Annotated in this window: 25 protein-coding genes; 5 read left to right on the top strand and 20 right to left on the bottom strand. The window is 71.6% G+C overall.

Annotation, left to right across the window (positions count from 1 at the left end):
• Positions 1-85: 85 nt before the first annotated feature.
• Positions 86-1,258 carry an NADH-quinone oxidoreductase subunit D gene (locus NYZ98_RS21905; protein ID WP_262844723.1) on the top strand — a complete coding sequence of 391 codons (1,173 nt, stop codon included), beginning with the start codon at positions 86-88 and terminating at the stop codon, positions 1,256-1,258.
• Positions 1,259-1,414: 156 nt separating this feature from the next.
• Here the strand turns inward: NYZ98_RS21905 and NYZ98_RS21900 are convergent, their stop codons facing one another.
• The 11 genes from NYZ98_RS21900 to dacB all read right to left on the bottom strand — a co-directional run bounded on the left by NYZ98_RS21900 (position 1,415) and on the right by dacB (position 11,411).
• Entirely contained in the window at positions 1,415-1,870 is a 456-nt protein-coding gene (locus NYZ98_RS21900; protein ID WP_262844722.1) for a DUF3180 domain-containing protein, read from the bottom strand.
• Positions 1,871-1,911: 41 nt separating this feature from the next.
• On the bottom strand, positions 1,912-2,418 hold the full coding sequence (gene folK, locus NYZ98_RS21895; protein WP_262844721.1) for a 2-amino-4-hydroxy-6-hydroxymethyldihydropteridine diphosphokinase: 507 nt from the start codon (positions 2,416-2,418) through the stop codon (positions 1,912-1,914).
• Positions 2,415-2,801, bottom strand: coding sequence for a dihydroneopterin aldolase (folB, locus tag NYZ98_RS21890; RefSeq protein ID WP_262844720.1), 387 nt, complete (start codon positions 2,799-2,801; stop codon positions 2,415-2,417). The genes folK and folB overlap by 4 nt, the downstream gene beginning before the upstream one ends.
• Positions 2,798-3,232 (bottom strand): nuclear transport factor 2 family protein, encoded by a 435-nt coding sequence (locus tag NYZ98_RS21885; protein ID WP_262844719.1) that lies wholly within the window; start codon positions 3,230-3,232, stop codon positions 2,798-2,800. Before NYZ98_RS21885 ends, folB begins: the two co-directional genes overlap by 4 nt.
• Positions 3,229-4,086: a dihydropteroate synthase gene (folP, locus tag NYZ98_RS21880; protein ID WP_262844718.1), complete on the bottom strand. Its 858-nt coding sequence runs from the start codon at positions 4,084-4,086 to the stop codon at positions 3,229-3,231. Before folP ends, NYZ98_RS21885 begins: the two co-directional genes overlap by 4 nt.
• A gap of 120 nt (positions 4,087-4,206) precedes the next feature.
• Positions 4,207-4,794: a GTP cyclohydrolase I FolE gene (folE, locus tag NYZ98_RS21875; RefSeq protein WP_262844717.1), complete on the bottom strand. Its 588-nt coding sequence runs from the start codon at positions 4,792-4,794 to the stop codon at positions 4,207-4,209.
• A 3-nt stretch (positions 4,795-4,797) separates the two neighbouring features.
• Positions 4,798-6,813, bottom strand: coding sequence for an ATP-dependent zinc metalloprotease FtsH (gene ftsH, locus NYZ98_RS21870; RefSeq protein ID WP_262844716.1), 2,016 nt, complete (start codon positions 6,811-6,813; stop codon positions 4,798-4,800).
• A 277-nt stretch (positions 6,814-7,090) separates the two neighbouring features.
• Positions 7,091-7,648, bottom strand: coding sequence for a hypoxanthine phosphoribosyltransferase (hpt, locus tag NYZ98_RS21865; RefSeq protein WP_262844715.1), 558 nt, complete (start codon positions 7,646-7,648; stop codon positions 7,091-7,093).
• Between the two features lie 12 nt (positions 7,649-7,660).
• The gene (tilS, locus tag NYZ98_RS21860; RefSeq protein WP_262844714.1) at positions 7,661-8,638 is read right to left on the bottom strand and encodes a tRNA lysidine(34) synthetase TilS; all 978 of its coding nucleotides are present in this window, start codon (positions 8,636-8,638) and stop codon (positions 7,661-7,663) included.
• Positions 8,639-8,884: 246 nt separating this feature from the next.
• On the bottom strand, positions 8,885-9,976 hold the full coding sequence (locus NYZ98_RS21855) for a zinc-dependent metalloprotease (RefSeq protein WP_262844713.1): 1,092 nt from the start codon (positions 9,974-9,976) through the stop codon (positions 8,885-8,887).
• A 28-nt stretch (positions 9,977-10,004) separates the two neighbouring features.
• Positions 10,005-11,411 carry a D-alanyl-D-alanine carboxypeptidase/D-alanyl-D-alanine endopeptidase gene (gene dacB, locus NYZ98_RS21850; RefSeq protein WP_262844712.1) on the bottom strand — a complete coding sequence of 469 codons (1,407 nt, stop codon included), beginning with the start codon at positions 11,409-11,411 and terminating at the stop codon, positions 10,005-10,007.
• Positions 11,412-11,511: 100 nt separating this feature from the next.
• Here dacB and NYZ98_RS21845 point away from each other — a divergent pair, with 100 nt between their 5' ends.
• Positions 11,512-12,039, top strand: a complete 528-nt coding sequence (locus tag NYZ98_RS21845) for an inorganic diphosphatase (protein WP_262844711.1) — start codon at positions 11,512-11,514, stop codon at positions 12,037-12,039.
• Between the two features lie 31 nt (positions 12,040-12,070).
• Here the strand turns inward: NYZ98_RS21845 and NYZ98_RS21840 are convergent, their stop codons facing one another.
• From NYZ98_RS21840 to NYZ98_RS21810, 7 genes are all read right to left on the bottom strand, one after another.
• The gene (locus NYZ98_RS21840) at positions 12,071-12,625 is read right to left on the bottom strand and encodes a C40 family peptidase (RefSeq protein ID WP_262844710.1); all 555 of its coding nucleotides are present in this window, start codon (positions 12,623-12,625) and stop codon (positions 12,071-12,073) included.
• Between the two features lie 133 nt (positions 12,626-12,758).
• Positions 12,759-13,406 carry a hypothetical protein gene (locus NYZ98_RS21835; protein WP_262844709.1) on the bottom strand — a complete coding sequence of 216 codons (648 nt, stop codon included), beginning with the start codon at positions 13,404-13,406 and terminating at the stop codon, positions 12,759-12,761.
• Positions 13,390-15,162: a hypothetical protein gene (locus NYZ98_RS21830; RefSeq protein ID WP_262844708.1), complete on the bottom strand. Its 1,773-nt coding sequence runs from the start codon at positions 15,160-15,162 to the stop codon at positions 13,390-13,392. The genes NYZ98_RS21835 and NYZ98_RS21830 overlap by 17 nt, the downstream gene beginning before the upstream one ends.
• Before the next feature lie 408 nt (positions 15,163-15,570).
• Positions 15,571-16,698, bottom strand: a complete 1,128-nt coding sequence (locus NYZ98_RS21825; RefSeq protein ID WP_262844707.1) for a saccharopine dehydrogenase family protein — start codon at positions 16,696-16,698, stop codon at positions 15,571-15,573.
• Between the two features lie 86 nt (positions 16,699-16,784).
• Positions 16,785-17,606, bottom strand: a complete 822-nt coding sequence (locus NYZ98_RS21820) for an FxLYD domain-containing protein (protein ID WP_262844706.1) — start codon at positions 17,604-17,606, stop codon at positions 16,785-16,787.
• A 130-nt stretch (positions 17,607-17,736) separates the two neighbouring features.
• Positions 17,737-19,347 carry an ABC-F family ATP-binding cassette domain-containing protein gene (locus NYZ98_RS21815; protein ID WP_262844705.1) on the bottom strand — a complete coding sequence of 537 codons (1,611 nt, stop codon included), beginning with the start codon at positions 19,345-19,347 and terminating at the stop codon, positions 17,737-17,739.
• Between the two features lie 34 nt (positions 19,348-19,381).
• Positions 19,382-19,990, bottom strand: a complete 609-nt coding sequence (locus tag NYZ98_RS21810; RefSeq protein WP_262844704.1) for a TetR/AcrR family transcriptional regulator — start codon at positions 19,988-19,990, stop codon at positions 19,382-19,384.
• Positions 19,991-20,080: 90 nt separating this feature from the next.
• Here NYZ98_RS21810 and NYZ98_RS21805 point away from each other — a divergent pair, with 90 nt between their 5' ends.
• Together NYZ98_RS21805 and NYZ98_RS21800 are read left to right on the top strand one after the other, a co-directional pair.
• Positions 20,081-21,220 (top strand): MFS transporter, encoded by a 1,140-nt coding sequence (locus NYZ98_RS21805; RefSeq protein ID WP_262844703.1) that lies wholly within the window; start codon positions 20,081-20,083, stop codon positions 21,218-21,220.
• Positions 21,221-21,349: 129 nt separating this feature from the next.
• Positions 21,350-21,601 carry a hypothetical protein gene (locus NYZ98_RS21800; protein WP_262844702.1) on the top strand — a complete coding sequence of 84 codons (252 nt, stop codon included), beginning with the start codon at positions 21,350-21,352 and terminating at the stop codon, positions 21,599-21,601.
• Between the two features lie 31 nt (positions 21,602-21,632).
• On the opposite strand, the gene NYZ98_RS21795 is transcribed toward NYZ98_RS21800, so the two are convergent.
• Positions 21,633-22,283 carry an NAD(P)-dependent oxidoreductase gene (locus NYZ98_RS21795; RefSeq protein ID WP_262844701.1) on the bottom strand — a complete coding sequence of 217 codons (651 nt, stop codon included), beginning with the start codon at positions 22,281-22,283 and terminating at the stop codon, positions 21,633-21,635.
• A gap of 117 nt (positions 22,284-22,400) precedes the next feature.
• Complete coding sequence (locus NYZ98_RS21790; RefSeq protein ID WP_262844700.1) at positions 22,401-23,855, bottom strand: multicopper oxidase family protein; 1,455 nt, start codon at positions 23,853-23,855, stop codon at positions 22,401-22,403.
• Positions 23,856-24,490: 635 nt separating this feature from the next.
• Here NYZ98_RS21790 and NYZ98_RS21785 point away from each other — a divergent pair.
• Positions 24,491-25,054, top strand: coding sequence for an SRPBCC family protein (locus NYZ98_RS21785; RefSeq protein WP_262844699.1), 564 nt, complete (start codon positions 24,491-24,493; stop codon positions 25,052-25,054).
• The last annotated feature ends 9 nt before the right edge of the window (positions 25,055-25,063 follow it).

The raw sequence follows: 25,063 nt of genomic DNA, 5'->3' as shown, positions 1-25,063 counted from the left end.
CCGGCGGCCAGGGAAACCGCCTCCCGCCACTGACGTCCCAGCGCCGGATCTTGTCTCCCGGCGCTGACGTGACAGCATGGGCGGTATGACCGAACCTCGCAGCGGGGCGGCGCCCGTCGAGCGCATCGTGGGGATCGGGGCCGGGGCCAAGGAACTGGCCACCGAGGACATGATCCTCAACATCGGCCCCCAGCACCCCTCGACCCACGGTGTGCTGCGCCTCCGGCTGACCGTGGACGGCGAGCGCATCGCGACGGCGGAGCCGATCATCGGCTACATGCACCGCGGCGCCGAGAAGCTGTTCGAGGTCCGGGACTACCGGCAGATCATCGTGCTGGCCAACCGGCACGACTGGCTGTCGGCGTTCGCCAACGAGCTGGGCGTCGTCATCGCGGTGGAGCGCATGCTCGGCATGGAGGTCCCGGTCCGCGCGGTGTGGGCGCGCACCCTGCTCGCCGAGCTGAACCGCGTGCTCAACCACCTGATGTTCCTCGGGTCCTATCCCCTGGAGCTCGGCGCGATCACGCCGCTCTTCTACGCCTTCCGCGAGCGGGAGACCATCCAGGCCGTCATGGAGGAGATCTCCGGCGGGCGGATGCACTACATGTTCAACCGGGTCGGCGGCCTGAAGGAGGACCTGCCGGCCGGGTGGCTCGACCGGGTCGCGCGGGCCGTCGCCGACGTGCGCCGCAGGCTGCCCGACATCGAGAACCTGATCGCCGGCAACGAGATCTTCGTCGCCCGCACGCGCGGGGTCGGGGTGCTCGACCGCGAGACGATCCTGCAGTACGGGGTCAGCGGGCCGATAGCGCGCGCGTCGGGGGTCGACCTCGACCTGCGCCGCGACGAGCCGTACCTCGCCTACGGTGAGCTGCCCGTCAAGGTGGTCACGCGTTCGGCCGGCGACTGCCACGCCCGCTTCGAGGTGCTGCTCGACCAGGTCAAGGTCTCGCTCGACCTCGCGGACGCCTGCGTGGACCGGCTGCGGTCGCTGCCGCGGGGCCCGATCAACCAGCGGCTGCCGAAGGTGCTCAAGGTGCCCGAGGGCCACACCTACGCCTGGACGGAGAGCCCGCTCGGGCTCAACGGGTACTACCTGGTGTCGCGGGGCGAGAAGACGCCGTGGCGGCTCAAGCTGCGCAGCGCGTCGTACAACAACGTGCAGGTGCTCAGGGAGATGCTGCCGGGCCACCTGATCTCCGACATGGTGGCCATCCTCGGCTCGATGTTCTTCGTCGTCGGGGACATCGACAAGTAACGTTTTGGCCTTGTCAGAATGAATCCCACTAGTTGTGTTTAATCACCTGATTCCCGTAAAGAACACCCCTTGCGTAACGGGTTTGGGATTCTGGGACATGGGTGGCTCCTTGCAGCGCGGGGCCCGGCCGCCGGCGGGGCCCCGCTGGTTTTCCCGTCAGGCCGGGGGTTCGTCGTCAGGCCCCTTCGGGACCCGGCAGCAGTGCTCCAGGTACAGGGCGGCGCAGACCAGCACCACGCACGCGACCAGCGACCCGCCGGCCAGGAAGAAGTCCCGCAGCGGGGTCTCCTGGTCGAGCATCGGGATGACGTGGAACACGAAACCGGCGAAAACCCCCGCGAAGGCCGCCCCCACGTACGCCGACGCCTTGGCGAGGGCGGCCAGCCGGGCCACCGCCAGCGGCTCCACCGGCTCGGTGTCGGGCCTGCGCTCGATCCTGGCCTTGGTCATCCACCCGCTGTACCCCTCGCCGACCGCCAGCAGGAGCACGGTCGGGATGGCCGTCCACGGCACGGTGGGCAGATCGGAATAGATCTTCTGCAACAGGGCCCAGGTCATGACCGCGAACGCGACCAGCAGTACGACGAGCACGCCGGGACGGCTCGGCTTCACACGATCATCCTCCTCGTTCCCACGGGCACCCCGGCACCAGGTCAGTCCGGCGGTTGCAGGGCGAGGTCGGGCCGCAGCCGCACGCCCCGCTGGTCGAGGTCGGCGAGCAGCCCGGCGACCGACCCCCGGCCTGGGAGCACCGCGCCCGGATCGGCCTGGGACCAGGGCACCAGCACGAACGCCCGCTCGTGCGCGAGAGGATGCGGGAGCGTGAGCTCGGCCTCACCGGACAGCAGGTCACCGACCATGATCAGGTCGACGTCGAGCGTGCGGGGACCCCACGGTTCGAGGCGGACCCGCCCGAAGGCGGTCTCCACGCTCAGGGCGCGCTCCAGGATCGCCCTAGGGCCGAGGGTCATGGTGCTGCCGACCACCACCGCGTTCAGATACGGACGCTGGTCAGGCGGGCCGCCGACCGGATCGGTCTCGTACACCGGCGACACCGCGGTGAAATCGAGCCCGGGGGCGTCGAACAGCGCGTCGACGGCGCCCTGGAGCGTGTCGAAGCGACGGCCGACGTTGCTGCCGAGCGCCAGGACGACCTTCATTCCCGCCTCCTCGTCACAGTCACGACCACGTCGTCGAAGGGGAGCGGGATCGGCGCGGCGGGCTTGTGCACCTTGACCTCGACCTCCTCGACCAGCTCGTTCACCAGGCACGCGTCCGCCAGGCGGTGGGCCAGGGTCTCGATCAGGTCGACCGGCTCGCCCTCGACGATGGCGGCCAGCCTGACGGCCAGCTCACCGTAGTCGACGGTCTTGGCCAGGTCGTCGCCGGCCGCCGCGGGCGCCGTGTCGAAGAAGAGCGCGGCGTCGACCACGAACTCCTGGCCCAGCTCGCGCTCGGCGGGCAGGCACCCGTGGCGCCCTCGCGCCCGCAGCCCGACCAGCCGCACGCTGTCGCGCGCCACACGCTCACGGGGAAGGGTCATTCCTCGGACTCCTCGTCGTCCTCGCCCTGCAGGACCGGGGAGCCGTGGTGGAACCACAGCCGCCAGCCCGCCGGCGTCCTGACGAAGGTGTTGGTCGCGACCACCCGGCCGGCGGCGAAGGTGGCGTCCTCGGTGTCGGCGGCCGTGAGGATGTTCTCCGCGCAGGTCAGGACCGCGACGTCGCCGATCACCGTGGTGCGGACGTCGGTCAGCACGAACTGGATGTACGGCGTGTTGGCCATGATCAGCGCCCAGGACCTGAGCACCTCGGAGCGCCCGCTCAGCATCGGCCAGCCCGGGTGGACGCACATCGCCACCCGGTCCATGGCGTCCTCGGCCCAGATCTCGGTCATGCGGTCGAGGTCGCCGCCCTCGATCGCGGTGTAGAAAGCCTCGTTGAGCTTCTCTATCTCCGCTGCCGTGGTGCTCATCGAACCTCCTCACCCCCCTGCCAGGCCGCCGCGACCCGGACGGCGTCGGCGTTGGGGCGCACGTGATGCACCCGCACGCACCAGGCGCCCGCGTGGGCGGCCAGGGCGGTGACCGCGAGCGTGGCGTCGTCGGATCCGCTGAACGGCCTCGGCGCGCCGCCGGGATCGGCGAGCAGGCGGCCGAGGAAGCGCTTGCGCGACGCCCCGATGATGATCGGGTAGCCCAGCTCGCCGAGCCTGCCGATGCCGGCCAGCAGCGGCCAGTTGTGCTCGGCGCGCTTGGCGAAGCCGAGACCGGGGTCCAGGACGATCTGGTGCTCGGCCACGCCCTCGGCGAGCACGGTGTCGACCCGCTTGCGCAGCTCCTCGGCGACCTCGGTCACCACGTCGGAGTAGACCGCGCGGTCCTCCATGAGGTGGCTGTGGCCGCGCCAGTGCATCACGACGTAGGGCACGCCGGAGGCCGCGACCACGCGGGGCATCGCCGGATCGGCCAGGCCGCCGCTGACGTCGTTGACCATGCTCGCCCCGGCGTCCACGGCCGCGTCGGCCACCTCGGCCCGCATGGTGTCGACGCTGACCGTCACACCCTCCTGGGACAGGACGCGGATGACGGGCTCGACCCGGCGCAACTCCTCGGTCAGGGAGACCCTGGCCGCGCCCGGGCGGGTGGACTCGCCGCCCACGTCGACGATGTCGGCGCCCTGTTCGACCAGTTCGAGGCCGTGGCGCACCGCGGCGTCGGGGTCGAACCACTCGCCGCCGTCGGAGAAGGAGTCGGGGGTGACGTTGACCACGCCCATGACCAGGCAGCGGCCCTCAGCCGGCAGGCCCGGCACCGTCCATGTGGTCATGGCGTCAAGCCTAGGTGCTCCCCGATGACGATCTGTGCCATGGGTCCGGCTTTGTGGATAACGAATCGGCTCGGCGCGCCGGTGACGTCCGGCGCGCGGAGAGCCCGGCTCGGCGGGGGGTCAGCGGCGGCCGAGGATCAGCGCCATGGCCTCGGCGCGGGTCCGGTCGCTGTCGCGGAAGTCACCCCGGACCGCCGAGGTGATCGTCTTGGCGCCGGGCTTGCGCACCCCTCGCATGGTCATGCAGAGGTGCTCGGCCTCGATCACCACGATGACCCCGCGCGGCGCAAGGACGCCCATCAGGGCGTCGGCGATCTGCGAGGTCATGCGCTCCTGGACCTGCGGGCGCCTGGCGAAGACGTCCACCAGCCTGGCCAGCTTGGACAGGCCGGTGATCTGCCCCTTCTCGTTCGGCACGTACCCGACGTGGGCGACGCCGTGGAAGGGGACCAGGTGGTGCTCGCAGGTGGAGAACACCTCGATGTCCTTGACGAGCACCATCTCGTCGTGGTCGGCGTCGAAGATCGTCGTCAGGACGTCCTCCGGCGTCTGCCCGAGCCCCGCGAACTGCTCCGCGTAGGCACGGGCCACCCGCGCCGGGGTGTCGACCAGGCCGTCCCGGTCCGGATCCTCACCGATCGCGAGAAGGATCTCGCGAACGGCCTTCTCGATCCGGGACGAGTCGACCTTGAGCAGTTTCACGCTCACCTGTCAGGCCTCGTCCTGGGGGGCCGGGTGGTGGTCGTTGAGCACGGCTCCGGGAATCGCCGGGTTGCCCGCCGGAAGCGCGGCGCCGTTGCCGTTGCCCGCGACCTCCTTCGGGGTGAGGATCGGCGGCCGGTCGGAGGGGAGCCGCTTGCCGTACCCGGAGTAGGACGGGCGCTTCTCCCGCACCACGATCGGCGCGAAGATCTCCACCACCTGCTGACGGGACAGCGTCTCCTTCTCCATGAGCTCCAGCACGAGGTTGTCGAGCACGTCGCGGTACTGGACGAGGATCTCCCAGGCCTGGTCGTGCCCGGCCTCGATCAGGCGCCGGACCTCCTCGTCGATCGTGGAGGCGATCTTCTCGGAGTAGTCGCGCTCGTGGCCCATGTCACGGCCGAGGAAGACCTCGCTGTTGCCGCTGCCGAACTTGCGGGCGCCGAGGTGCTCGCTCATGCCGTATTCGGTGACCATGCGTCGAGCGATGGTCGTGGCCTTCTCGATGTCGTTGGCCGCGCCCGTCGTCGGCTCGTGGAACACCAGTTCCTCGGCCGTGCGCCCGCCGAGCAGCATGGCGAGCTGGTCGAGCATCTCCGACCGGGTGGCGAGGAACTTGTCCTCCATGGGAAGGGTCATCGTGTACCCCAGGGCCCGGCCGCGGGACAAGATAGTGATCTTGTGCACCGGGTCGGAGTTGGGCAGCGCGTGGGCGACCAGCGCGTGCCCGCCCTCGTGGTAGGCGATGATCTTCTTTTCCTGGTCGGACATGACCCGGCTCTTGCGCTCCGGGCCCGCCATCACGCGGTCGATGGACTCCTCGAGGGTGCTCATCGTGATGAGCTTCTCGTCCTGGCGGGCGGTCAGCAGCGCGGCCTCGTTGATCACGTTGGCGAGGTCGGCGCCGGTGAACCCGGGGGTCCGCCGGGCGATGACGTCGAGGTCGACGTCCTGCGCGAACGGCTTGCCCCGCCCGTGGACGCGAAGGATGCCCTTGCGGCCCTCCAGGTCGGGACGGTCGATCACGACCTGGCGGTCGAACCGGCCCGGACGCAGCAGCGCGGGGTCGAGGATGTCGGGCCGGTTGGTCGCCGCGATGAGGATCACGCCGCCCTTGACGTCGAAGCCGTCCATCTCGACCAGAAGCTGGTTCAGCGTCTGCTCACGCTCGTCGTGCCCGCCGCCGAGGCCCGCGCCACGGTGCCGGCCGACGGCGTCGATCTCGTCGATGAAGATGATCGCCGGGGCGTTCGCCTTGGCCTGCTCGAACAGGTCGCGCACCCGGGAGGCGCCGACGCCGACGAACATCTCGACGAAGTCGGAACCGGAGATCGAGTAGAACGGCACGCCCGCCTCGCCCGCGACCGCGCGGGCCAGCAGGGTCTTGCCGGTGCCGGGCGGGCCGTACAGCAGCACGCCCTTGGGGATCTTCGCCCCGATCGCCTGGAACTTGGCCGGGGCCTGGAGGAAGTCCTTGATCTCCTGGAGCTCCTCGATGGCCTCGTCAGCGCCCGCGACGTCGGCGAAGGTGGTCTTGGGGGTGTCCTTGGTGATGAGCTTGGCCCGGGACTTCCCGAAGTTCATGACCCGGGAACCGCCGCCCTGCATCTGGTTCATGATGAACAGGAAGATGAGGACGATGATGACGATCGGGAGGAAGCTCACCAGCAGGCCGACGAGGAAGTTCTCCGTCGGCACGGTGACCTTGTATCCGCCGGGCAGCTTCTTGGCGTTCACCTGGGCCTGGAGCTGCTTCTGGAGCTCCACACCCTGCCCCTGGACCCAGTACGCGTAGAACCGATCCTCACCACCGATCTTCTGGGTGGTCTTGATCTCTATGCGCTGGTCCTTGTCAACGATCACCGCGTTGTCGACAGCGCCGTTCTGAATCTGGCTGATGACGAACGAAGTGTCCTTCTGGGCATAGTTGCTGTTGCCGCTCCAGAATGTGGAGGCGAGGAGGAGCAGCACGACGATGCCCAGGATCCACAGCAGTGGCCCACGTGTAAATCGCTTGAGATCCATCCGATGCGGAACCCCTGCGGGCCCGTCCCTTCCTGAACACGGCCTGACGCCCCGGGCGAGCCCGGGGTTAGCGGCATCCCAAACCGCTCCTACTGACTACCCGGAGGCAGTCGCACCTCCGAGACATCCGAAGGTACACCGGCCGCCGCACGGGGTCACCGCCCCGGCGACACCGGCTTTGTCCTACCAACGTACGTCAGGCGGCCTGGTGTTCCCCACGACGAGACCGAATAACGGCGTATCGCACCAGTTGACGCCCTGGAACTTCGCTCAGGGCTTACTCCGCACCGTAAACATGGCGCGCCAGCGTGCCGATGAAGGGGAGATTCCGGTAGCGCTCGGCATAGTCGAGGCCGTATCCGATCACGAATTCGTTAGGGATGTCGAACCCCACGTATTTCACGTCGATCGGCACCTTCACCGCCTCCGGCTTGCGAAGCAGCGTGCAGATCTCCACTGAGGCGGGGTCGCGCGACCGCAGGTTGTGGATCAGCCACGACAGCGTCAGCCCCGAGTCGATGATGTCCTCGACAACGAGGACGTCCCGTCCGGCGATGTCGGTGTCCAGGTCCTTGAGCGTCCGCACGACGCCCGAGGACTTGGTGCCGGCCCCGTACGACGAGACGGCCATCCAGTCCATCTGGACCTCGATATGGAGCGCGCGCGCGAGATCAGCCATGATCATGACCGCACCCTTGAGCACCCCGACGATCAACAGGTTCCTGCCCGCGTAGTCCGCGTCGATCTGCCCGGCGAGCTCCTTGATCTTCGCCTGAAGTTCTTCCTCGGGGATGAGGACCTTTTCCAGGTCCGTCCCCATGTCGGCTGCGTCCACCTGGGATTTCCTTCATGAGAGGGTGCTGGCGAATATCAGGGTGCCATACCGGCGGACCACTCCGATCCCCCCGGGTAACTCCACCACCCGCTGTCCCCTCCATTCGGTGACCAGGTGCTCGACGTGTTCGATGTGGACGGCCGCCAGCGCCGAGGCGTTCGCGCCCGCCGCCAGCGCGGCCCGCTGGATCACCCGGCGCCGCACCGCGCCGGGCAGGACCTTCAACCCCGCGACGGTCAGCTCCGATCCGAGGCCTCTGACCTGCGCGTACGCCTCGTCGGCCCAGGCGTCGAGCGCGTCGGCGTCGTCTCTGCACAGGCCAGCCGTCCGCGCGAGCGCCTCCTTCACGCCCGGCCCGAGCGCCCGTTCGAGTACGGGCAGCACGTCGTGCCTGACGCGCACCCGGGTGTAGGCGGGGTCGACGTTGTGCGGGTCGTCCCACGGCGTGAGCCCGAGCGCCTCGCACGCGACCCTGGTCGTCGCGCGGGCCACGCCCAGCAGGGGACGCCGGTAGATCCCCGAGGTGCCCGGCATCCCGGCGAGCGACCGGGTGCCGCTGCCGCGTGACAGCCGCATCAGCACCGTCTCGGCCTGGTCGTCGAGAGTGTGCCCGAGGAACACCGCCGCCGCGCCCAGCCGGCCCGCGGCCAGCGAGAGCGCCTCGTACCTGGCGTCCCGGGCGGCGGCCTCGGGACCGCCGGACCTGCCCACGCTCACGGTATGCGCCTCGGCGGGCTCAAGACCGAGCTCGGCGGCCAGCGCCACCACCCCGCGCGCCCGCTCGGCCGAGCCCTCCTGGAGGCCGTGGTCGACGCTCAGGAGCCCGGCGCGGCGCCCCATGCGGGGCGCGGCGAAGCCGAGGCAGGCGGCCAGCGCCAGCGAGTCGGTCCCGCCGCTGCAGGCGACGAGGACGAGGGCGCCGTTCGGCACATCGGCGAGCGAGCGTCGCACGGCGCGGCGGATCTCCGCGACGGCGGGATGCGGTCCCATGCCCCCAGTCTGGTGGGACCGGGGCGGACGCGCCCAGCGGGCTCCCCGGCGCGGCGCGCATCCGAGGGCCGCCCGGCTCACGGAGCGGGCGGCCAAGAAGGGTCAGACCACTACAGAAAGCCCCATACGGGCAGTCAGGCGGGAAGACCCCAGCGAGCAGGCCGGAAGACCCTAGGCGGGCAGGCGGGGAAGACCCTTATGCGGGCAGGCGGGCGCCCACCGGCCCCACCTGCCCGTAGGAGGCCGCTAGACCTGCCCGTTGGCCGACGGGAGCTCCGGGGCGTGGACCACCCGGGCGATCCACCGCTCGGGGTTCTGGATCTCGCCGTGGTCCGGCAGCGTCGTCGGCGAGCCCCACACCCGGTTGAACCCGTCGATGCCCACCTCGTCGACGACCTTGCGGACGAACGCGGAGCCCTCGGCGTACTGCTTCAGCTTCAGCTCGACGCCCAGCAGGCGCCTGATCGTCCGGTCGAACCGGGAGCCGCCCTCCCTGCGGTGCTGGAACTTCGAGCGGATGTCGGCCACCGACGGCACGACCGCGGGCCCGACGGCGTCCATGACGTAGTCGCCGTGCCCCTCGACCAGCGTCATCACGGCGGTCAGCCGTTCGAGGATCGCCCGCTGCTCCGGCGTCTGGATCGCGTCGATGAGGTTGCCCTCGCCGCCCTTGATCGCGTCGGCGACGGCGTCGGAGGCGGCGCGCATGCGGTCGAGCATGGTGCCGAGGTCCAGGTCGGAGGCCAGCAGGAACTCGGTCATCTGCGCCCGGACGTACTCCCGCAGCCACGGCACGCCGGTGAACTGCACCCGGTGGGTCTCCTCGTGCAGGCACACCCACAGCCGGAAGTCGCGGGGGTTCACGCCGAGCTCGCGCTCGGTGTGCACGATGTTGGGCGCGACGAGGGTGAGCCGTCCCGTGGCCGCGCGCCCGCTCGGGTCCGGCGGCAGGAACAGTTCGTACTGCCCGAGCACGCGCGTCGCGAGGAAGGCCAGCACGGCGCCGACCTCGACACCGGTCACGCGGGAGCCGACGGCCCCCACGATCGCGGGGATCTGCGCGCGCCGCGAGTCCATGCGGTCGGTCAGAGGTTCAAGGACGACGCGGAAGCCCTCGACGTTGGCGCGGATCCACCCCGGGCGGTCCACGACGGTGGCCTCCTCGGGCTCGGCCGCCCCGTCGATGCGGGCGAACTCCTGCACGTGCCCCTCGGCTTCGCGCGAGAGCCGCCTGAGCTCGGTGACGGCATGCCTGGCCTCCTCACGGCTCACCTGAGGCCCTGGTCGGACAAGGCGGATACCGGTAGTAACGGCCAGATCCCAGTCGATCACCTGCATGTTCACCACCGTACGTCGTGCGGTCCGGTTATGAGCAACCGCACCTGGAGACCAGCGCGGCCAGCCGGTCGAGCGCCGCCACGGCCCCCTGCGGATCAGGCACGTTGTCGGCCATGAACGCGAAGGCCACCAACCGGCCGTTGGCCGTCCTGGCGAGACCCGTCAGGGTGTTCACCCCGTTGAGCGTGCCCGTTTTGGCCCGTACCACTCCCGCTGCGACCTTTGTGTCCTGCTTGGCGTACCGGTGGCCGAGCGTGCCGGAGAACCCGGCGATGGGCAGCCCACTGATCACGGAACGCAGATTGGGGCCGGCGGGCGAGGCGGAGTAGGCGATCAGGCGGGCGAGCGCGGTGGGGGTGATCCGGTTGCGGGTGGACAGCCCGCTGCCGTCGTAGACGACGACCCCGTCGCCGACCCCGAGCTTCTTGAGCGTCCCCTGGACCGCCTGCGAGACGCCGGCGAAGGTGCCGGGCCTGCCCTCCTTGACCGCGACGAGGTGGGCGAGCGCCTCGGCGACGTCGTTGTCGCTCTCCGTCAGCATGTGCTCGACCAGCTCGTACACCGGCGGCGACTCCACCCTGGCGATCTCCGTGGCGCCCCCGGCCGCGCGGGCCCGCCTGACCGACTTGCCGGTCCTGACGCCGTACTTGCCGAGCAGCGACGCGAAGGCCTCGGCCGTCGACCGGGGCGGGTCGGCGTACCGGGCCGAGGCGGACGGGTTCTGGCGGCCCTCGTCGATCGTCAGGGCCGTCACCGGGGCCACGCTGCCCTCCGGCACGTACCCCGGCTTCCAGCCGGGCGCGGTGCGCGCGCCGGTGAACAGCGAGTCGTCGTAGCCGACGGCGACGGAGGTGACGCCCTCGGCCTTGAGCGCCTTGGCGGTGCGGGCGGCGAGCGTCGCGAGCGAGGCGAACCTCGGGTAGTCGCCGGACACCTTGGCCCTGGGCCCGGCGAGCGTCGGGTCGCCGCCGCCGACCAGGGTGAGCGTGCCGGCCTTGGACCGCACGACGCGCGTCGCGAGCTTGGCGTCGGGCCCGAGCGCGGTCAGCGCGGCGACGGCCGTCGCGACCTTGGTGGTGGAGGCGGGCGTGATGCCGACGTCGGCCTTGCTGCCGAACAGGGTCGCCCCTCCGGAGATGTCGACCACCACCGCGCCGACGCTGTCACCCAGTGAGGAGTCGCCCAGCGCGCGGGCCAGCTTGGCCGCTAAAGTACCCCTTCCCGGGGGCGATCCGTCCGGGGCCGGCCCGAGGACCGGTCCCGAGGTCACTACGGCGACGGGAGACCGGGTGGGCGTGGCGGTCCCGGCGGACGGCGTCGCGGCGACACCGCCCAGCCCTCCGCCCCCCGCGAGGGTGTACGCGCCCACGGAGCAGACGAACGCCTGAAGCAGGGCGAGGGTCGCCACCGCGACCGCCCGCTCGCGCCGCACCACCTCACCGACCTCTTTCCAACATGCGTCATCCTGGATATACGCCTACGAGACATTAACGCCCGCCCCGGAGTGCCGGGGGGGCTTGAGCGGAGGAACCGCAGTGGAGTTCGACGTTGTCGTTGAGATCCCTAAGGGACAACGCAACAAGTACGAGGTTGATCACAAGACGGGCCGGATCCGGCTGGACCGCCTGCTTTTCACCTCCACGCAGTACCCCGCGGACTACGGTTTCATCGAGGACACCCTGGGAGAGGACGGCGACCCGCTCGACGCGCTCGTCCTTCTCCAGGAACCGACCTTCCCCGGCTGCCTGATCAGCTGCCGGGCCGTCGGGATGTTCAGGATGACCGACGAGAAGGGCGGCGACGACAAGGTCCTCTGCGTCCCCGCCACCGACCCCCGCATGGAGCATATCCGCGACATCCACCACGTCCCCGAGTTCGACCGTCTGGAGATCCAGCACTTCTTCGAGGTCTACAAGGACCTGGAGCCCGGAAAGTCCGTCGAGGGCGCCAACTGGGTCGGCCGGGTGGAGGCCGAGATCGAGATCCACCGCTCGATCAAACGCCATCTCGACCACATCGAGACCGACGAGGGCGAGGGACCGGCCACGGGCCACCACCGCTGACCCCCGGCGGCACCATGGGCGGCGGCGAACGTCACACCGCCGCCCGGTCGCGGGGGCGGACCACCCCCACCAGGTGCGGACGCCAGATCGAGGCGACGCGGACCACGTCCCCGGTCCGGGGGGCGTGGACCATCAGCCCGCCGCCGATGTAGATGCCGACGTGGCGGATGGCGGCGGGGTCGCGGCCGCGGTGGCCGAAGAACAGCAGGTCGCCGCGGCGCACCGCGTCCAGGGAGATCTTCGGGCCCGAGGTCCACTGCGTGCCGGTCCAGTGGGACAGGCCGACCCCGGCCCGCTGCCACGCCCGCATGGTCAGGCCCGAGCAGTCGTAGGCGCGCGGCCCCGCGGCGGCCCAGGTGTACGGCTTCCCGAGCTGGGTCAGCGCCCAGTCGGCCGCGAGGTCGCCGAGCCGCGTGCCGGTCCCCGCGGTCCCGGCCGGCCGCTGCCCGGCCGGCGGGGCGGGCGTCCAGTGGTTCCCCCCGAAGGGCCGGGGGCCGGTCTGCGCCCACACCGCCGGGGCGCCCGTCAGCGCGCAAGCGAGGACGATCATCACGACGGCCGTACGACGACGCGCCTCCTGCGGCATGCGCACCCCCTCCGCTCACCGGCCCGAGGAGGGGAACACCGCCCTCGGGCAGGGTCCGGGTGGTCTCGCACCGTCCAATCCACAGGCTTCCCCGTGGTCACATCGCGCACACGCCCGTCGTCGCTTTGTGTGATCAGAGGCGGAGCAGGCGGACCATCCACGGGCGGACGCCGGCCGGCGGCGGGAGCGGGCCCCGGGGGTAGGTGAACACGGGGGCCTCGCGGCCGTACGCGGCGCCCAGCTCGGCCGCCTTGCACCAGTCGGTGATCGTGCGGCTGGCCGCCCAGGCGACGCCGAGCGCCGGGCGCGCCTCGGCGTGCCGCTCCCAGATGCGGGTGAGCGTCACGGTCGCCTGGGCGGCGGTGAACCCGTCGTCGGGGTAGGCGGTGCCGGCCAGGTAGGGCGCGGTGACCTGGCCGGCGAAGCGGGTGCCGAGCACCCAGGTCCAGTTCGCGACCACCAGGCCGAGCGCGGCGTCGGGCACCCCGGCGGCCTCTGCGTACATGAGGTGCTGCCGGGGGCCGGTGAGACGGCGTCCCGGCCAGAGCCAGGCGTGGTCGCCGGGGACCCGGCCGTGTGCCAGCCACGACAGCACGGCCAGGCTCCTGGCGGTCTGCAGGCGGCACAGGTCGAGCACGTCCCGCAGCATGCGCGGCCCGGGGTCGAGCCACACCGGCCAGTCCGCGTGGTGGACGCGGGGCACCAGGCCGGTCACCTCGGGCGCCACCGGGCCGGGGAACACCCTGCGCCCGAGGTGGGGATCGTCACGGACGGTGAACACGAGCCCCCGTGGCCGCCGGCGTCTCCGGCGCCGCCTCGGGACCCTGACCGGCCGTCGGGCCTCCCGAGCCACCGGACGCCGGACTTCCCGTGCCACCGGACCTGGAGCTTCCCGTGCCGGTAGCCCCCGGGCTTCCCGTATCGGTGGACCCCGGGTTTCCCGTGTCAGGAGCCGCCGGGTCTCCCGTGGCGGTGGGCGCCGCTGTGCCCCCGTTCCCCTTCCCGTTCCCGGACGGCCCGTGGCCGGACGCACGGCGGGCGTGGTGCCGGGCCGGGGGCGGCGCCGAGGGCGGGCCCTCGGAGGGCGCGGACGCCGAAGGGGCGGGCGTGCCGGGAGGAGAGGGGTCGGGGGGGTCCGGGGGGGGGGGGGGGGGGGGCGGGGGGGGGGGGCGGGGGGGGCGGGGGGGGGGCACGGGGCCGTGCTGGTGGCTCACCGTCGGGCTCGGCACGGCGGACGGCCGCCCGCTCGGCGCCGGGGACGGCGGGGCGGGCGCCGTGGGCGGGGCGACCCCGCTGGGCGCGGGCGTCGCCGTCGGGGAGGCCGGCGGCGAGGCGACCCTGCTCGGGACCGGCACGGACGCGGCGGGCGACGGCGCCGGCAGGCGCGCGGGCGCGGCGGACGCGTTCCGGCCGGGCCGCGCGACGGCGACCGGCACCGGGACGGCGGACCCGGGAGCCGCCGCGGGGGCCGTCAGGGCGGTGCCGCGAGGCTCGGGCACCTTCTCGTGCTCGGCCAGGCGGCGCCCGGTGGGTTCGGGCGGCGCCGGGGTGCCGCCGGCGCCGGAGGCCGGGGCCGGCGGGAAGGCGGCGCCGAACGCGCTCTGCGAGAGCGGGTCGTCCACCTCGCGCAGCGAGGCGGCCAGGATTATGGCGGCGGTGACGATCGCGACCGCCGCCACAGCGCCCGCAAGAGCCTGAGGCCATCGCCGATGCCCTTTGGCCGGCCGAGCGGGAAACCCGGCGCCGTCGAGCAACCCCGTCCGACGCGCGACGAACCGCCGGTAGGGGACCAGCTCGGGGTCGATGAAGCAGCTCATCACCCGCACGCGCAGGGTCTCGGGCAGCACGGGCCAGGGCAGCAGGCCGAAGACCTTGGCCGGGGAGACCTGCCGCTCCAGGTGGGGCGCGCAGGTGTCGCAGCCGGCGGCGTGCGTGAGCAGCGCCTCCCGCGTCTCACCGTCGAGCCCGCCGGGGAGCCCCGCGAGGATCTCCGCCCGTTCCTCGCAGTCGCGGGGGGAGTCGCGCGCGAGGATCTCGGCGGTGACCAGGTCCTGGAGGTGGGCGGCGGACGCGGCGCGCAGCCGGTCCGCCTCCTCGCCGGTGGTCCCGAGCACGGCGGCCAGCTCGTCCTCGGGGATGGCGTGCCGGGTGAGCAGGTCGAGGATCTCCCGCTCGTCGTCCGGCAGGGCGCCGACAGCGTTCACGGCGACCACCCGCAGGTCGCCGTCGCCCGTCTCCGGCACCGGGGTGGTCGGCCTCGTCGCGTCGACGTCGGGCGGCGGGGCCGGCCGCCTGCGCAGGCTCTCGCCCCGCGCCAGCGCGTAGAGCCAGACGCGCAGCCGCTCGGGGTCGGCGAGGGCGTGGACGTGCGCCTCCGCGGCGATCAAGGTGTCACGCAGCGCGACCTGCGCGCTGTCGGAGCTTTCGAGCAGGGCCCAGGCGTATCTGTAGATGCTCTCGGCGTAGGAGTCGTAGAGGGCAGCGAGGGCACCAGGATCGCGGGCCCGGAGTGCCTCGACCAGGACGCTGTCATTCATGTAACCGACAGTAAAGGCTCGGTAACTGCTCGCTCCACCGTTTCCCGGACAATGACCGGCGTTGTATTAATACCGTAATGAAAGCCAGCAAGATTGTTTACCAGCGCCGCCGACCATATGCTCATCTAATTCGACATATCACCATTGATGGGCGCGGCAGGGGAAGCACAGGTGACAGAGGTGGCGGACTCCCCCTTTTTCCGACGCGCTTGCGCGGCCGATAATCGCGGGGCCACCGTTTCACAAAATCCCGCATTTCGCATGACCCGCCCGCTCACCGCCGGGCGATGAGCGCTGCACGGCGGCTGGGCGGTGAGCGACGGGCGGTGAGCGACGGGCGGTGAGCGACGGGCGGTGGGTGACCGGTGGTCGGTGGGCGACCGAGCGGGCGGTGGGCGGGGCGAACGGTCACGCCACGGCGTGCAGCCCCGCCTCCGCGCAACCGCGCACCAGGGGCGCGAGGCCGAAGGCCTCCACGGGTCCCACCGCTCCGGTGGCCCCGACTCCGTCCGTCGCGGCGGTGATGGCGGCCCACGCCAGCGCACGCGCGGTGAAGTCGTACGGGTCGCCGCCGTGCATCTCCACCGAGGCGAGCCTCCTGCCGCCCCGGTCATAGGCCTCGGCCACGATCTGCATCGAGACCCCCTCACCCCGGGACGCGGCGGGCTCGTCCCGGGCCGCCGTGGGGTCCTCACGGACCGCCGACCGGATCACCCGGTCGGCGAGCGCGTGCGTGACCCGCTTGGCGCCGGGCACCGCCGCGATGTAGGGCGTGGCCCGGGACAGCACCCCCGCGGCCCGGGTCAGCGCGCCGAGCCAGCCCAGGTACACGTTGACCTCGCTGAGCCCCGAATGCGTGCGCGGCAGGGCGAAATGCTCGGACGCCCCCACCGACAGCCCATGCCTGCGGTCGCCGTCCACGGTGAAGACCCTGGTGCGCCCGTGGTCGCGGAGAATGCGGCCGTCCCTGAATCCGTACATCGGTTCCAGGACCATTCCGAGCGCCGAGGCCCGGGTTCCCGCACTGGCCCGGCGAGCGGCATTACCTTGTACAAAATATCCAATATCCACTCGGACCGCCTCGGGGCCCGCCTTCTCCAGCGCGAGCGAGGCCGCGACGTTCCCCGGCACGTAGTCGTATCCGAAAGCGGTGAGCAGCGTCGTGCCCGACGCCGCGGCGGCCGGCCCGTACCGCTGGAAGATCCGCCGGATGAACGTCTGCTCGCCCGTGGAGTCGAGATAGACCCCGCCCGCCTCGATCGCCGCCTCCACGGCGGGCTCCCCCCACCGGGCGAACGGCCCCACGGTGGAGATCAGCACGTTGCCCGGCTCGATCAGCCGCCTGAGCGTCGCGGGACGGTTGACGTCGGCGACCGCGGTCCGCAGCTCGACCGGCAGCGACGACGCCAGCGCCTCCAGCCGCGCCGGATCACGCCCGGCCAGCAGAGGGTGGGCGCCGCGGGCCAGAAGCGCCTCGACGGTGAGCCGGCCGGTGAACCCGGTGGCGCCGAAGAGAACAATCCGGGGGGATGTCATGTACGTACCGTAACCCGCCGGTGATTTCAAGATCCATAGAGGGGCGGGCCGGTCGCCACCGGTAGTGGGAATCGTCAGCCCGGCGCTCACGGACGGCGGTCGACCGGCATCGCCTGGTACCCGCGGTCCCTGGCGAACGGCGGCGTCTTCGGTCTGTCGGTGCTGGGCGGCAGCGCCCCGCTCATCGCGAGCTCCTCGTACGGCCGGCCGCTGGAACCCCAGGTCCGCGCGGTGATGTCCGCGTGCGCCACCGGCCCCGTGCCGTTCAGGCTGTCCACGGTGAGGACGAACCTGCGTGGCGAGCCCGCCCGCACGTCGTCCACGTAGGTGCTGGCCCCGCCGACGAGCCGCCCGGCCCTGTCGCGCAGCAGCGCCGTCACCACCAGGCTGGTCGCCGCCTTCTGGTACGGGTTCCCGACCGCGCCGGTCACCAGGTAGGACCCGTTGCCCAGCTTCTCGGTGTTGGACGCCGAGATCGGGAAGGGCACGAACGCCGACGGGATCCGCCCCGCCCGCCGCCACTGGGCCGGCTTGTAGGCCACCTTCACGTCGACCGGCTTGGACGAGGCCATGGCCTGGCCGGTGAACTTGAGCGAACCGGCCGGGGGCACGGCGTCCAGAGGCTGCTCCATGCGGACGACCTCCTTGCCGGCCGCGTCGCGCCCGACGATGGTCGCGGCGATGTTCTCGCCGAAGTACCACCGGTTCGGGTTGCTGATCACACCGGCCCAGGTCACCACGAAACCGCCGGTCCCCTGGGTGACCGTCGACGTCTGCTCCTTGATCACGAGCGGTTTGAGCGCCTGCTTCGGCTGCTGCTCGCCGCCGCACCCGGTCAGGAGCGACGCCGCCGCGGCCACTCCGAGCCCGAGTGCGAGTGCTGTCGTGTTTCGACTACGCTGGGTCACAAAGCCGTCATAACCCGGTTAGTCGGCGGCGATTCCTCCGACACGCGCGCGGCGTACGGAACCTTTAACGGCCATATGCCTGCGCCCGGTGTGTCCGCGCGCCGGCCGCGGACACGGGCGCGGCCCGCGCTCAGCGTTCGCGGACCACCCGCGCCTCGTCCCACACCGGCTGCGGCGCCTCGTACACCCGGCCGTCGGCGCCGAAGACGAGGTAGCGGTCGAAGTCGGCCGCGAACCAGCGGTCGTGGGTGACCGCCAGCACCGTGCCCGCGAACTGGTCCAAGCCCTCCTGCAGCGCCTCCGCGCTGGCGAGGTCGAGGTTGTCGGTCGGCTCGTCGAGCAGCAGCAGCGTCGCGCCGGACAGCTCCAGCAGCAGGATCTGCAGCCGGGCCTGCTGGCCGCCGGACAGCGTCTCGAAGCGCTGCTCGGCGATGCTTCCCGCGAGCTCGTACCGCGCCAGCGCCTTCATCGCCTCGTTCTTCAGCCGGGCGTGCTCGGTCATGACGATCTCGCAGGGCGTGCGCCCCTGGAGCTCCGGCCGCGCGTGCGTCTGGGCGAAGTGCCCGGGGACGACCCGAGCCCCGAGCCGCGCGACACCGGTGTGCCGGACCTCCTCACCCGCGACGAGCCGCAGGAAGTGGGACTTGCCCGACCCGTTGGACCCGAGCACGGCGACCCGCTCCCCGTACCAGATCTCCAGGTCGAACGGCCGCATCAGGCCGGTGAGCTCCAGGCCCTCGCAGATCACCGCCCGCTTGCCCGTGCGGCCGCCGCGCAGCCGCATGGTGATCATCTGGTCCTTCGGCGCCACCTCGGGCGGCCCGGCCTCCTCGAACCGCCGCAGGCGGGTCTGGGCGGCGTGGTAGGCCGGTGCCATGCCGTCGTTGTACATGGCCTTCTGCTTGAGCATGACGACCAGGCGCTTGATCTTGTCGTGCTCCTCGTCCCAGCGGCGGCGCAGCTCGTCCAGGCGCTCGTTGCGCTCTCTGCGGGCCACCGCGTAGGTGGTGAAACCGCCGCCGTGGATCCACACGTTGCCGGACTCGACGGTGACGATGCGGTCGGCGGCGTTGGCCAGGAGCTGCCGGTCGTGGGAGACGAGCAGGACCGTCTTCGAGGTCTCCCTGAGCGCCTGTTCGAGCCAGAGCTTGCCCGGTACGTCCAGGTAGTTGTCGGGCTCGTCCAGCAGGAGGGTCTGGTCGGGCCCGCGCAGCAGCGCCTCCAGCACCAGCCGCTTCTGCTCGCCGCCCGACAGGGTGTTGACCTCGCGGTACTTCACGTTGTCGTACGGCGCGCCGAGCGCGGCGATCGTGCAGGTGTCCCAGAGCACCTCGATGTCGTAGCCGCCGGCGTCGGTGTAGTCCGTGATCGCCTGGGCGTAGCGCATCTGGGTCTTCTCGTCGTCGCGCTCCATCATGGCGAGCTCGGACTCCTCCAGCCGCCGCGCCGACTCGCGCACCCGCTGGGGCGCGACCGACAGCAACAGGTCGTGGACGGTGCGGTCGTCGCGGATGCTGCCGATGAACTGGCGCATGATGCCGAGCCCGCCGGAGCTGGCGACGCTGCCCTCGACCGGCCGCACGTCGCCCGCGATCAGGCGCATGAGCGTGGTCTTGCCCGCGCCGTTCGGCCCGACCAGGGCCGCCTTGACGCCCTCCCCGACGCGGAAGGAGACCTCGTTCAGCAACGGGCGGCCATCCGGCAGTACATACGTCAGACGGCCGACCTCGACATGCGACACGACGATCCTCTCCCAACCTTCTCGCGGAGGTTACCTACTGCGAGCGCCCTTCCGCACCTGGATATCCGGGCGCCCGCAGGCCGTCGAAGAGGATCGCCAGGGCACGGACGCGCACGTCAGGGTCGTTCGCGGCGTACCCCGCCGTGCGCGAGGCGCCGACCATCAGCGCCAGCAGTTCGGGCACGCGGACGTCGCCGCGCACCTCCCCCGCCCGCTGGGCGCGGTCCAGCAGGACGGCCAGCGCGGCGCGCAGGCGCCGCGCGATGACGGCCGTCGCCGCCGTCACGTCGACACCGGCCTCGGCCAGCACGTCGGCGTACAGGTTCTTGGTGTTCGACCGCTCCACCACGCGGGTGAAGAACCCGAAGAACGCGCCGCCCGCGTCGGGGGCGGTGGCCAGCGCCTCCGCCTGGTCGGCCAGCGCGCGCAGGACGTCGACCAGGACGGCCGCGAGCAGCGCCTCCTTGGTCGGGAAGTGCCGGAAGACCGTGCCGATGCCGACCCCGGCCTCGCGGGCGACCTCTTCGGTGGACGCCGCGACGCCCCTGGCCGCGAAGACGGCGCCTGCCGCCTCCAGCACCCGCGCCCGGTTGCGCCTGGCGTCGGCCCGCAACGGCTTACCCGCCTCGGGCTCCGGCATCATGCGGCCGATCATAATTCGCTTTCGTCACCGCGCGGTGACGGCTAAGGTGCTGCCATGACCTGGCGACAATGATCTTCACCTGAGTCGAGATTGGCGCGCAGGCTCTATGCCTACGCGTTCTCGCAGGACTTCGTCCTGCTGTACCCCGTCTACGCGGTGCTGTTCGCCGACACGGGGCTGTCCACCGCCGAGATCTCCTCGCTGTTCGTGATCTGGTCGGTCACGGCCATCGCGCTGGAGGTGCCCTCGGGCCTGTGGGCCGACGTCTTCTCCCGCAGGCGTCTGCTGGTGGTCGCCCCTGTCCTGTGCTCGGCGGGCTTCGCCACCTGGACGTTCTTCCCGTCCTACCTCGCCTTCGCGATCGGCTTCATGCTGTGGGGCGCGGGCGGCGCGCTGCGCTCGGGCACCCTTCAGGCGCTCGTGTACGAGGAACTGGACCGGGTGGGCGCCGCGGAGTCGTACGCGCGGCTCATGGGCAGGTCCGAGGCGGTCGGCATGACGGCCGTGATGGTGGCGTCCGCGGTGGCCGCCCCGGTCCTCGCGGCCGGCGGCTACCTGGCGCTCGGCGTCGCCAGCGTCGCCGTGCCCCTGCTCGGGTCGCTCGCCGGATGGACGTTCCCCGAGTCCCGTGCCCCCCAGGAGCACGAGGACGGCTTCGTGAAGGTGCTCCGGGAGGGCATCGCGGAGGTGCGGCGTTCGCCCCGGGTCCGTAGCGCGCTCGTGCTCGTCACGGCGATCTCCAGCACCGGCGCCCTGGACGAGTACATCCCCCTGCTCGCCGAGGCGACCGGCGTCGACGCGTCCACGGTCCCGCTGCTCGTCCTCCTGGTCACCATCGGGTCCGCCATCGGCGGATGGCTCGCCGGGCGCGGCACCCGCTGGGCCGCGCCGGTGCTGGCCGCCGCCGCCGTCCTGCTGGCCGTGGGCGCGGTGGGCGGCAGCCCGTGGGGGATGACGCTGGTCGCCGCCGCCTACGGCGCCTTCCAGTGGGCGATGACCGCCGCCGAGACCCGGCTGCAGGAACGGATCACCGACGCGGCCCGGGCCACGGTGACGTCCATGGCCGGCTTCGGCACCGACGTGGCGGCGGTGCTCATCTACGCGGCGTACGGCCTGGCGTCCGAGCGGGCCGGGCCGGGGCCGCTGTTCGGGCTGGCCGCCGTTCCCTACCTCGGCATCGCCCTGGCACTGTGGCTTTCCGGACGGCGAGGCGGTGACCAGGGACGATGACGGCACGGCCCTGGCCTGGAGCGGGTGTGACCCGGCCACCGAGGTGACCGTAAGGTGGTGATGGGACGATCTCCGACGGAGTTCGGACACCCTTGTCCGACGGAGTTCGGACACCTTGGGAGAGTCACGGTGGAAGACGACGATCACATCCCGGTGGGCGACGCCCTGGCCGGGCTCGCCGTACCGGCGCTGCCGGAGGGCTGGACCGCCCTGGGCGCGATCATCCTGGTCAAGTGCTTCGACGACGAGGGCCGTTCGTCGTGGGCGTTCCGGCGCACCGACGGCCTGAACGACGAGGAGCTGCTCGGCGCCCTGATGGTGCGCACCGACCTGCTGCGCCGCGAGTTGTACGAGGCCTACACCGGCGAGGACGAGGAGTGACGCCCGGCCCCGGCCGGGGGACGCCGGCGGGTCAGGGGGCCACGCCGAGCAGCACGCGATGGTGCTTCGGGGTCTCGATCTCGTCGAGCAGGGCGACGGCCAGGTCCGCGTAGGAGAACGGCCCCGCGCCGCCGCCGGGCGGCAGCTCGCCGACGGCGGTCCGGTATCTCCCCGTAGGAGGCACGTCGTCGGTCAGGACGACCGGCGGCGGGGCGACCACCACCCAGTCCAGCCCGGTCTCCGCCGCGCGGAAGGTCTCCAGCTCGGACACGTGCCCGAGGGAGAACACCCGGGCGTCCTCGGGGAAGCCGGGCGCGTCCATGACCCGCACCCCCGGTGCGGTCTCCAGCGTCGTGCCGATGCCCACCGCCAGCAGCCGGCCGACCTCCGCCCGCGCCAGGCCGTCCAGCAGGGCGCGGGCCGCGCCCACGAAGAACTCCTCGGAGGACATGTCGCTCTGGTAGGCGGCGTTGATCGCCACGTCGTGGCCCCGCGCGACCTCGGCCACGCTGCCGGCCCGCGTGACGTCGCCGGTCACCACCGTGACGCCGTCGCCGGCCAGGTCCTGGTGCCGCGCAGGGTCGCGGACGACCGCGCTCACCTGGTGCCCCCGCGCGACCGCCTCGGCGACCGCGCGGCGGCCCGCCCTGCCGCCCGCGCCGAACACAACGATCTTGATCATGGATGCTCCGTCCGACATGGCCGGGACGTCGTCGCCCGGCCGATGTCGCAGACGGTATTCCCGGGGGTGCCGGTTCCCGCAACGGTAGTCACGCACCCCCGCGAGAGCGCGTCACCCCTAGGGGATGATCTCCATCTGGGCCATCATCCCGATGGACGAGTGCTCCAGATAGTGGCAGTGGTACACGTACTTGCCCAGGTAGTCGCGGAAGGTGGCCTGGAGCTTCAGCGACCCGCCCGGCGGCAGCCTGACCGTGTCCTTGAGCCCCGCGTCATGCTGCGGGGGCGCCGCGCCGTTCCGCTCCAGCACCCTGAACTGGACGAGGTGCATGTGGAACGTGTGGTCGATGGCGAAGGTGTCGGCGTTGACGACGTTCCAGATCTCCGTGCTGCCCCGCTTGATCTGGAAGTCGACCCGGGCGGGGTCGAACGGCCTGCCGTTGACCAGGCCGATGGGGTCGGCGGTCAGGTCGAAGCTCAGCGCCACGTCGCGGGTGACCGTCGGGGTCGGGAGCGCGGGGAGCGGGCGCAGCTGGTCGGGCACCCGGCTGGTGTCGACGGCGCGCCGCACGACGTCGAAGCGGAGGATCGGGTCGCTGCCGTTGGACAGCACGAGCTGCGTGCCGATCGGGTAGCGGGCGAAGTCCACGACGATCTCGGCCCGCTCGGCTGAGGCGAGCTGCATCTCGGTGACCGGCACCGGAGCCGGCAGCAGGCCGCCGTCCGAGGCGATCTTCGTCATCGTCTCGCCGCCGAGGTTGAGCTGGAAGACGTGCTCGTTGGACCCGTTGAGCAGCCGGAACCGGTACTTGCGCGCGGCGACGGGGAAGTAGGGCTGCGCCTTGCCGTTGGCCAGGATCGTCGTGCGGTTCGCCGGGTCGTCGAAGAAGATCAGCTCGCCGTTGGCGTCGAACTCCACGTCCCTGAGCAGGATCGGCACGTCGTAGGCGCCGGAGGGCAGGTTGAGCCGCCGCTCGCTGTCGTCCTCGATCAGGTAGAAGCCCTGCAAGCCGCGGTAGACGTGCTCGGCCTCCATGTGGTGGCTGTGGTCGTGGTACCACAGCGTCGCGCCCTGCTGGGTGTTCGGGTAGTCGTACACCCGCGCCTGGCCGGGCTGGATCACGTCCATGGGGTGGCCGTCGCTGACCGACGGCACGTGGCCGCCGTGCAGGTGGACGTTCGCCGGCATGTCGAGCTGGTTCTGGTACATGATCTTCACGCGGCGGTTCGTCTTGGCCCGGATGGTGGGCCCGAGGAACCGGCCGCCGTACGTGAGCACCGGCGTCTGGACGCCGGGCAGGATCTCGGCCGTCCCGGCCTTGATCGGGATCTTGTAGATGTCGACGTCCAGGCCCGACTGCACCGGCTGGAGGGTCGGGAGGATCGGCATCTGCGTGGAGAACGGGGCCAGGGCCGGCCGTACGCCGGTGCCCGCCGTCCGCGCGCCCAGGTGGTAGCCCTTGTGCGGAAGCTCGCCGTCGTTCGCGCCGACCGGGGTCAGCTTCGTGAACGGCAGCAGCATCGCCCCGCCCGCGGTCGCGCCGAGCGCCAGTAATCGTCGTCGGTTCAGCATCGGTTCCCCAATCAACGCGGGGCCGGGGTCATGCCCCCACACCCCCGGCCAGGTATTCGCCTATTCGCCGACCAAAAACGTCGCACTCGCCCGGCGCGCGTGTCATCCGCTCGATTGCTCATTCACATCGGCACCGTCGTCACGTGACCGGAATTTCGCGCGCCGTTCAATGGATTTTCCCCTTTGGGTGCCGGTGCGGGTCAACCCCTGACACGGGCGGCACCGCCGACCCCTATCGTGGCGTTTCCCCGGCCCTTTCGCCGCCATGTCATTGACACAGACCAACCGGGCTGATAACCGTGATGTCCATTTGGACGGTGGAGGCGCAGGACGTGCGCCATCGGCCCTGCCGGCCGCCGATCAGTGCCCTGTCCAGCGCGTTCACCGGCGGCTCCACGCGCCTGCGGCGGCGTCGCGCCGTTAGGGGTTGCAGGCGGATGACCGGGCCGATTAACGTGTGCGGGAACCCCCAGAACAAATGCTTTGAACGCCCGGCGGAGCGGCCAATGGCGTCACCCGCGCCCGCCGATCCTACGGGATTCAATTAGTTATCGGCACGGGCGCCGGTGTCCGGCGATTCGGCCCCCGGCGCGATATTCGAAACCGTGTACCGGTAAGTGTCCACCCGGGCGCCGGTGCCGGGCGACAATGAGAGCAGGCATCGGTTCGGGTGCCGCGAACGCGTGGAGGGCGACATGGAGGACTTCGGCATCACGGGAGCGCGGGTCGACCTGGACACCACGGTCGACCTGCCGCCCGAGCGGCTGTGGGACCTCATCACGGCCGTACCCCGGATCAGCGAGTGGAGCCCGGAGTGCGAGCACGCGGCCTGGCTCGGCCCCGACGACGCGCTGGAGGAAGGCGTTCGCTTCAAGGGGACCAACCGCCGCGAGGGACGGGTCTGGACGGTGACCTGCGTGGTCACCGAGGTGGACTCCCCGCGCGCGTTCGCGTGGTCGGTGCTCGACCGCGACGAGAACCTCGACCGCCCGTCCTCCCGCTGGCGGTACGACCTGGAGCCCGGAGACGCCCCGGGCCAGACCCGGGTCCGGCACAGCTTCGTCCACGGCCCCGGCATGAGCGGGCTGCGCGAGATGATCGCGGGCAACCCCGAGATCGCCTCGATCATCCTCGACGTCCGGCTCGGCGAACTGCGCAAGCACATGACCCAGACCCTGGACGCGATGACGGCCCGCTGACCCCTCCCG

The organism is Sphaerisporangium corydalis, assembly GCF_025506355.1.
In the GTDB taxonomy this organism is placed as follows: Bacteria; Actinomycetota; Actinomycetes; order Streptosporangiales; family Streptosporangiaceae; genus Sphaerisporangium; species Sphaerisporangium corydalis.
The sequence above is the reverse complement of the archived record's forward strand: the minus strand, read 5'-3'. Positions and strand labels throughout refer to the sequence as shown.

Excerpts from the sequence above, each read along its gene's own strand:
- NYZ98_RS21885 (WP_262844719.1), bottom strand. The coding sequence starts at position 3,232 with ATGAGCACCACGGCAGCGGAGATAGAGAAGCTCAACGAGGCTTTCTAC.
- NYZ98_RS21790 (WP_262844700.1), bottom strand. The coding sequence starts at position 23,855 with ATGCTGAACCGACGACGATTACTGGCGCTCGGCGCGACCGCGGGCGGG.
- folB (WP_262844720.1), bottom strand. The coding sequence starts at position 2,801 with ATGACCCTTCCCCGTGAGCGTGTGGCGCGCGACAGCGTGCGGCTGGTC.
- NYZ98_RS21830 (WP_262844708.1), bottom strand. The coding sequence starts at position 15,162 with ATGAATGACAGCGTCCTGGTCGAGGCACTCCGGGCCCGCGATCCTGGT.
- folP (WP_262844718.1), bottom strand. The coding sequence starts at position 4,086 with ATGACCACATGGACGGTGCCGGGCCTGCCGGCTGAGGGCCGCTGCCTG.
- NYZ98_RS21810 (WP_262844704.1), bottom strand. The coding sequence starts at position 19,990 with ATGATGCCGGAGCCCGAGGCGGGTAAGCCGTTGCGGGCCGACGCCAGG.
- ftsH (WP_262844716.1), bottom strand. The coding sequence starts at position 6,813 with ATGGATCTCAAGCGATTTACACGTGGGCCACTGCTGTGGATCCTGGGC.
- NYZ98_RS21855 (WP_262844713.1), bottom strand. The coding sequence starts at position 9,976 with ATGCAGGTGATCGACTGGGATCTGGCCGTTACTACCGGTATCCGCCTT.
- folK (WP_262844721.1), bottom strand. The coding sequence starts at position 2,418 with ATGAAGGTCGTCCTGGCGCTCGGCAGCAACGTCGGCCGTCGCTTCGAC.
- NYZ98_RS21795 (WP_262844701.1), bottom strand. The coding sequence starts at position 22,283 with ATGATCAAGATCGTTGTGTTCGGCGCGGGCGGCAGGGCGGGCCGCCGC.
- NYZ98_RS21905 (WP_262844723.1), top strand. The coding sequence starts at position 86 with ATGACCGAACCTCGCAGCGGGGCGGCGCCCGTCGAGCGCATCGTGGGG.
- NYZ98_RS21825 (WP_262844707.1), bottom strand. The coding sequence starts at position 16,698 with ATGACATCCCCCCGGATTGTTCTCTTCGGCGCCACCGGGTTCACCGGC.
- NYZ98_RS21840 (WP_262844710.1), bottom strand. The coding sequence starts at position 12,625 with ATGCCGCAGGAGGCGCGTCGTCGTACGGCCGTCGTGATGATCGTCCTC.
- tilS (WP_262844714.1), bottom strand. The coding sequence starts at position 8,638 with ATGGGACCGCATCCCGCCGTCGCGGAGATCCGCCGCGCCGTGCGACGC.